Raw genomic sequence first — 6,120 nt, forward strand, 5'->3', positions numbered from 1 at the left:
ATCGCTTCGCGACAGGGAGGATTTAAGAAGCGATCCGAAATTCGAGGGCGGTCGTTCCAGCGGGACGGCCGCCCGCTTCATATCGGCGCTCGGTCATCCGGACCGCGCCATCCGCCGAGATCAGCACGAGCGTCGAGGCGCGCGTGCCATAGACGTCGCCGCGCAGGAACAGCGCGGGGTCGTCCCCGGCCATCAGCGTGTCGAGCAGCTTTTCGGGGTCGGTGCCCGCCGTGACGGCCGTTTCGAACCCAGCGCGCAGCCGTTCGGCGCGGGGGCAGGGGGCGTCGACGGGTTCGTTGGCGAGCGCGTGGACGCCGGGTTCGAGCGGCATGATCAACGGGACAGGCCGGTTGTTCAGCAATCGTGCCGCGCCGCCGTCCACGGCGAACAGGTTGAAGGCGTTGAAGCGCGGCAGATCCTCCGCCGCCGGGTCGGCGAAGCGCCCTTCGCCGCGCAGCAGGTCGGATACGAGCGCGCCGCGCGATTCCTTCGCGGGGTCGGGCATCGCGCCGCGGACGTTGGTGACGACGACGGTGCGGCCGCTCGGGCGATGGACGCCGAGCCAGGTGCCGCCCGCCCGCAGGTCGCGCCCGGCGACGAGACCGCTGCCGTCGTCCCACTCGTGAAGCGGCGCGGCGGGGCGTTCGTGAAACTCGTCGCGATTGCCGATGAGGATGAGCGGCCAGTCGGGATGGACGCGGTGGGCAAGGGCGACGACACACATGCCGCGCATATCGGGAGTTCGCGCGCCCTTGCCAAGTCTCTTGACAAATTGCTTGGTTGAATGTTCAATCAACTCATCTTGACGAGGGAGGACGCCGATGGCCGACGAATTCGAGAAGATGGGCGAGAATTTGCGGGCGAAGACCGGCAAGGGACTCGACGAATGGGTCGCCACCGCGCGCGCGACCGGGATCGCCGGCCATATGGCGCTGGTGAATCACCTCAAATCCGAACATGGGCTTGGCCACGGCTATGCCAATATGATCGTTCATGCCGCGAACGCCTCCTCGTCGCTGTCGCAGGACGATGAGGCGCTGGTCGAAGCGGCGTTCGACGGCGCGAAGGCGCATTGGCGGCCGCTCTACGACCGGCTGACCCTGCTCGTGCAGGGTTTTGGCGATGACGTCGAGCTGGCGCCGAAGAAGGGCTATGTGAGCCTGCGCCGCAAGAAGCAGTTCGCGCTGCTGATGCCCTCGACCAAGGATCGCTTCGACATCGGTCTCGCGCTCAAGGGCGAGGAACCGGCAGGCAAGCTCGAACTGGCGGGAAGCTGGAACGCGATGGTGTCGCACCGCGTGCGGATCGCGGCGGGCGAGGATGCGGAGGGCGATGTCGCGGACTGGCTCCGCGCCGCTTATGACCGGGCGGGATAGGGATGAATGCCGCCGACACCCGCCAGCGCATCCTGATGACCGCGATGGAGCTGTTCTGGGAGAAGGGCTATCTCTCGACCTCGGTCGCCGACATTTTGTCGCGCAGCCAGGTCCATTCGGGCAGCCTCTACCATTTCTTCCCCGGCAAGCAGGACGTGCTCGTCGGCGTGCTCGAACTCTATCGCGACGGCATCGACGCGATGCTGCTCGCGCCCAATTGGGACGGCGTCGACGATCCGATCGACAAGGTTTTCGCACTGCTCGCCGGTTATCGCACGCATCTGATCGTCACCGATTGCACCTATGGCTGCCCTATCGGCAGCCTTGCGCTCGAAATCCACGAACCCGACCCGGTGGTGCGCGAGCTGATGGCGGCGAATTTTTCGAACTGGTCGGCGGCGATCGCCGGCTGCTTCGAGGCAGCCGCCGACCGCCTGCCGAAGGACACCGACCGCAAGGCGCTTGGCGAGTTCGTGCTGACGGTGATGGAAGGCGCGGTGATGCAGGCGCGCACCTATCGCGACATCGGCTATTTCGACCGCAATATCGCTGTGTTGCGCGACTATATCACCATATTGCTGGCGACCGAGAAATCTGCTAATTTCGCCTGATCTTTCTGAGGGGGAGATGAATATGACCGAAGCCGTCAAAACGCCCTGGCACCTGTGGGTTGTCGGGGCCGTGTCGCTGGTCTGGAACGCCTTTGGCGCGATGGACTATACGATGACCAAGATGGGCAATGCCGAATATTTGGCCGCCTTCACGCCCGAGCAACAGGCCTATTTCACCAGCTTCCCGATGTGGGCGAATGTCGGCTGGGCACTGGGGGTCTGGGGATCGGTGCTCGGGTCGCTGCTGTTGCTGGTACGCAGCCGCCATGCGGTCACCGCCTTCATCGTCTCGCTCATCGGGCTGGCGATCAGCAGCTTTTACCAGTTCGGCCTGCATTATGGCGACCTGATGCGGATGTTCGGGACCTTCCCGATGATCTTCACCGCGGTGATCTGGGTCGTCGCGATTGCGCTGTTTCTCTACGCGCGGGCGCAGGCGTCGAAAGGCGTACTGCGGTAATATCCGCTTTGGGGCGATGAGCGGTAAGATCATGTACCCCGGCGGCGAAGACTGCGCGGACGGCAATTATTGGCCATAGGCCGCGCGCGAGCTGTTCGCGGGCAGCGCTGCCGCGCCGCCGGCGAGCATCACCGCGGCGCCGACCAGAATGAGCGTCGGAGCGTCGGCGGCGAAGGATTTGGTCGCAAGGTCGAGAAGATCGAGCCGGGTGACGAGCCGCCGCTCGCCGGGGCCGCTGACTTCGCATGCGATCATCACCGGCATTTCGCCGGGCATCCCCGCCTGCATCAGGCCGCGCCGGATTTCGCCCGCGGCCTCGCGGCCCATGTAGAAGGCGAGGGTCGATCCGCCGCGCGCCAGCGAAGACCAGTCGATGTCGAGCGCGGCGCCGCGGCGGCTGTGCGCGGTGACGAAACGAACGTCACGCGCGACGCCGCGCAGCGACAGCGACATACCCGCCGACGCGGCGGCGGCGCTCGCGGCGGTGATGCCGGGACAGATTTGGACATGAAAGCCGGCATCGTTGAGCGCATCGATCTCTTCGGTCGCGCGCGCGAACAGCGTCGGGTCGCCGCCTTTCAGCCGGACCACGCGTTTGCCCGCCCGTGCAGCGGCGACGAGGAGCGCATCGATCGTTGCCTGATCCTTCGAATGGCGCCCCGATCGTTTGCCGACGCTGACGCGCTCGGCGCGCGCGGGGATGAGGTCGAGGACGCCGCGCCCCACCAGCGCGTCGCAAAAGACGATGTCGGCGCGCTCGATCAACCGCACCGCCTTCAGGGTGAGCAATTCGGGGTCGCCAGGGCCGGCGCCGACGAGCCAGACGGTGCCGGGCGCAAAATCGTCAGGCTGCATTGCTGGTCTCCTCGGTCAGGATGCGCGCGAGCGCGGGGCGGCACGAGCCGCAATTGGTGCCCGCGCCGATCGCGCCGCCGATCGCGGCGACGTCGGCGAGACTCTGGTCGCGGATCGCGGCGACGATGGTCTTGAGGCCGATATCGAAGCAGACGCAGATGATCGGGCCGCGGTCGGCCTGCACGCCCGGCGCGCGGCCGGCGAGCAGGGTGGGGGCGACTTCGGGCGCGGACAATTGCGCGATCAGCCAGTCGCGCGGGGGAAGTTCGCCGCTTGTCGTGACGAACAAGGCTCCGACGAGGCGGCCGTTCGTGACGATGGCGATGCGTCTGGTCCCGCGCGCGGCGTCCTGCGCCTCGATGCGTTCGCCCTTGGGGAGCAACGCTTCGATGCTCTTGAGGTCGCCATTGCCCGCGACTTCCCACATCACCCCCGAAGGCACCGCGACGCGCGTTGCCCAGAGGCAGCGCGGCGTTTCGGGCAGTTCGCGTGCGAGGAGCAGAAAGCCGCGCCATTTGGGGGTGACCGCGGCGATCGCGGCGGGGGTGCGCTTGAACCCCGGCTGGCCCGACACCGGATCGACGAGCGGGCGGGGGGGCAGGCCGGTGCGCCCGCCGCTCGCGGTGCGGTCGGTCCAGTGGATGGGGACGAACAGCTCCCCGGGGCGCTGACCGGGGTGGAAGGCGACGCGGTAGAGGCTGTCGCCCTGCGGCGTATCGACGCGCGCGAGGCCGCCGTCGGTCAGGCCGAGGCGCGCGGCGTCGTCGGGGTGGACCTCGACCAACGGCTCCTCGCGGTGCCGCGCGAGTTTGGGGGCGAGGCCGGTGCGCGTCATCGTGTGCCATTGGTCGCGGTAGCGGCCGGTGTTGAGCGTCAGCGGCCATTTGGCGAGGGGTTCGGGCAGCGGTTTTTGCGCGACGGGGACTAGGCGCGCGCGGCGGTCGTCGGTCGAAAAGCGCCCGCCGGCGAAGGGGTGATCGCCGCCCCAGCGAAACGGGGTCATCGCGTCGTAAGCGGCGGTGCCGCCCTGCGCCGCGCCGGGCAACGCGAAGAGGCGCGCGCCGTCATTGTCATAGGTCGACAGGCGGCAATGCTCGCGCCAGATGTCGGCGGGGCGGTCGTAGGCGAAGGCGGTCTTCCACCCCATGCGCCGCCCGACTTCCTTGACGATCCACCAGTCGGGCATCGCTTCGCCGGGGAGCGGAAAGAGCGCGCGCTGGCGGCTGATCGTGCGGTCGCTGTTGGTGACGGTACCGTCTTTCTCGCCCCACGCCGCGGCGGGCAGGCGGACGTGGGCGAAGGCGCCGGTATCGGTCTTTTCAATCACGTCGCTCACGACGACGAAGGGGCAGGTCGCGAGCGCCTCGCGTACCGCATTGCCGTCGGGCATCGACACCGCGGGGTTGGTCGCCATCACCCACAGGGCCTTGATGCGGCCCTCGCCGAGGCTGCGGAACAGGTCGACGGCTTTGAGGCCCGGCTTCTCCGCCATCGTCGGCGACGCCCAGAAGCGCTGGACGCGCGCGCGGTTTTCGGGGGCGAAATCCATATGCGCGGCGAGGGTCGAGGCGAGCCCGCCGACCTCGCGCCCGCCCATCGCGTTGGGCTGGCCGGTGATCGAGAAGGGCGCGGCGCCGGGCTTTCCGATGCGGCCGGTGGCGAGGTGGAGGTTGGTGATCGCATTGACCTGATCGGTGCCCGCGGTCGACTGGTTGATCCCCTGGCTGAACAGGGTGACGGTGCGCGGGTGGGCGGCGAACAGCTCGTAGAAATGCCTGAGGTCGGCGGCGGGGACATCGCACGAGCGCGCCACCGACCACAGGTCATTCCCCTCTCCAAGCTGGTCCCAGAAATCCTGCGGCACCGCGACATGCGCGGCGAGATAGGCTTCGTCGATGGCGCCCGCCTCGCGGCAATGCTGGAGCAAGCCGGTCATCAGCGCGACGTCGCTGCCGGGACGGATCGCGAGGTGGAGGTCGGCTTCCTCGGCGGTTTCGGTGCGGCGCGGGTCGATGACGACGAGCTTGGCGCCCGCCTCGCAGCGCGCGCGGATACGCTGATAGACGATCGGGTGGCACCAGGCGGTGTTCGATCCGACGAGTATGATCAGGTCGGCGGCGTCGAGGTCGTCGTAGGTCGCGGGGACGATATCCTCGCCAAAGGCGCGCGTGTGTCCGGCGACCGCGCTCGACATGCAAAGCCGCGAATTGGTGTCGATGTTCGCGGTGCCGATGAAGCCCTTCATCAGCTTGTTCGCGACGTAATAATCCTCGGTGAGGAGTTGCCCCGAGACGTAGAAAGCTACGCTGCCGGGGCCGTGGCGCGCGATCGTTTCCTTAAATTTCTTGGCGACGAGATCGAGCGCCTTATCCCAGCTCGCACGCTTGGCGCCGATCATCGGGTGGAGCAGGCGGCCTTCGAGCCCGACGGTTTCGCCGAGGTGCGTGCCCTTCGAGCAGAGACGGCCGCGGTTCGCGGGGTGGTCGGGATCGCCCGCGATCTCGACGCTGCGCTCGCCGGTCACCGTCGCGCGGATGCCGCAGCCGACGCCGCAATAGGCACAGGTGGTGCGGACCTCCATTAGCCCCTCCCCTTCAGGGGAGGGGTTGGGTTGGGGTTTGCAGGCGTCGCGCAAGGTCGCGGGAGCCCCCCCCCCCCCCCCCCCCCCCAGGGGGGGGGGGTGTGTAGGGGGGGTGTCCCCCCGCCCCCCCCCGCGCGCGTCCGCGGGGGAGGAGGGAGGGGGCGCCACCGCTCTTGGACCGGGGGGGCGGGGTGGGGGGCCCTTTCTTCCCCCCGGCCTCGCCCGGGTGGGGGCGGG

6 protein-coding genes are annotated in these 6,120 nt (G+C 68.4%); 3 read left to right on the forward strand and 3 right to left on the reverse strand.

Annotation, left to right across the window (positions count from 1 at the left end):
• Positions 1-22: 22 nt before the first annotated feature.
• A complete protein-coding gene (locus tag FG95_RS13875) occupies positions 23-724 on the reverse strand; it encodes an NRDE family protein (RefSeq protein WP_037556667.1) in 702 nt (233 codons plus the stop codon).
• Between the two features lie 97 nt (positions 725-821).
• Between FG95_RS13875 and FG95_RS13880 the strand changes: the two genes are divergently transcribed.
• The 3 genes from FG95_RS13880 to FG95_RS13890 are packed head-to-tail and all read left to right on the forward strand — an operon-like array spanning position 822 to position 2,447.
• A complete protein-coding gene (locus FG95_RS13880; RefSeq protein WP_037556595.1) occupies positions 822-1,376 on the forward strand; it encodes a DUF4287 domain-containing protein in 555 nt (184 codons plus the stop codon).
• A 2-nt stretch (positions 1,377-1,378) separates the two neighbouring features.
• Entirely contained in the window at positions 1,379-1,987 is a 609-nt protein-coding gene (locus FG95_RS13885) for a TetR/AcrR family transcriptional regulator (RefSeq protein ID WP_037556597.1), read from the forward strand.
• Positions 1,988-2,009: 22 nt separating this feature from the next.
• Positions 2,010-2,447: a hypothetical protein gene (locus FG95_RS13890; protein WP_052182384.1), complete on the forward strand. Its 438-nt coding sequence runs from the start codon at positions 2,010-2,012 to the stop codon at positions 2,445-2,447.
• Positions 2,448-2,513: 66 nt separating this feature from the next.
• On the opposite strand, the gene cobA is transcribed toward FG95_RS13890, so the two are convergent.
• Together cobA and FG95_RS13900 are read right to left on the reverse strand one after the other, a co-directional pair.
• Positions 2,514-3,302, reverse strand: coding sequence for a uroporphyrinogen-III C-methyltransferase (gene cobA / locus FG95_RS13895; protein WP_037556599.1), 789 nt, complete (start codon positions 3,300-3,302; stop codon positions 2,514-2,516).
• The gene (locus tag FG95_RS13900) at positions 3,292-5,883 is read right to left on the reverse strand and encodes a nitrate reductase (RefSeq protein WP_037556600.1); all 2,592 of its coding nucleotides are present in this window, start codon (positions 5,881-5,883) and stop codon (positions 3,292-3,294) included. Before FG95_RS13900 ends, cobA begins: the two co-directional genes overlap by 11 nt.
• Positions 5,884-6,120 lie beyond the last annotated feature (237 nt).

The organism is Sphingopyxis sp. LC363 (genome assembly GCF_000756385.1).
Taxonomy (GTDB): domain Bacteria; phylum Pseudomonadota; class Alphaproteobacteria; order Sphingomonadales; family Sphingomonadaceae; genus Sphingopyxis.

Coding starts and splice junctions, on each gene's coding strand:
- FG95_RS13875 (WP_037556667.1), bottom strand. CDS start 724: ATGTGTGTCGTCGCCCTTGCCCACCGCGTCCATCCCGACTGGCCGCTC.
- FG95_RS13880 (WP_037556595.1), top strand. CDS start 822: ATGGCCGACGAATTCGAGAAGATGGGCGAGAATTTGCGGGCGAAGACC.
- FG95_RS13885 (WP_037556597.1), top strand. CDS start 1,379: ATGAATGCCGCCGACACCCGCCAGCGCATCCTGATGACCGCGATGGAG.
- FG95_RS13890 (WP_052182384.1), top strand. CDS start 2,010: ATGACCGAAGCCGTCAAAACGCCCTGGCACCTGTGGGTTGTCGGGGCC.
- cobA (WP_037556599.1), bottom strand. CDS start 3,302: ATGCAGCCTGACGATTTTGCGCCCGGCACCGTCTGGCTCGTCGGCGCC.
- FG95_RS13900 (WP_037556600.1), bottom strand. CDS start 5,883: ATGGAGGTCCGCACCACCTGTGCCTATTGCGGCGTCGGCTGCGGCATC.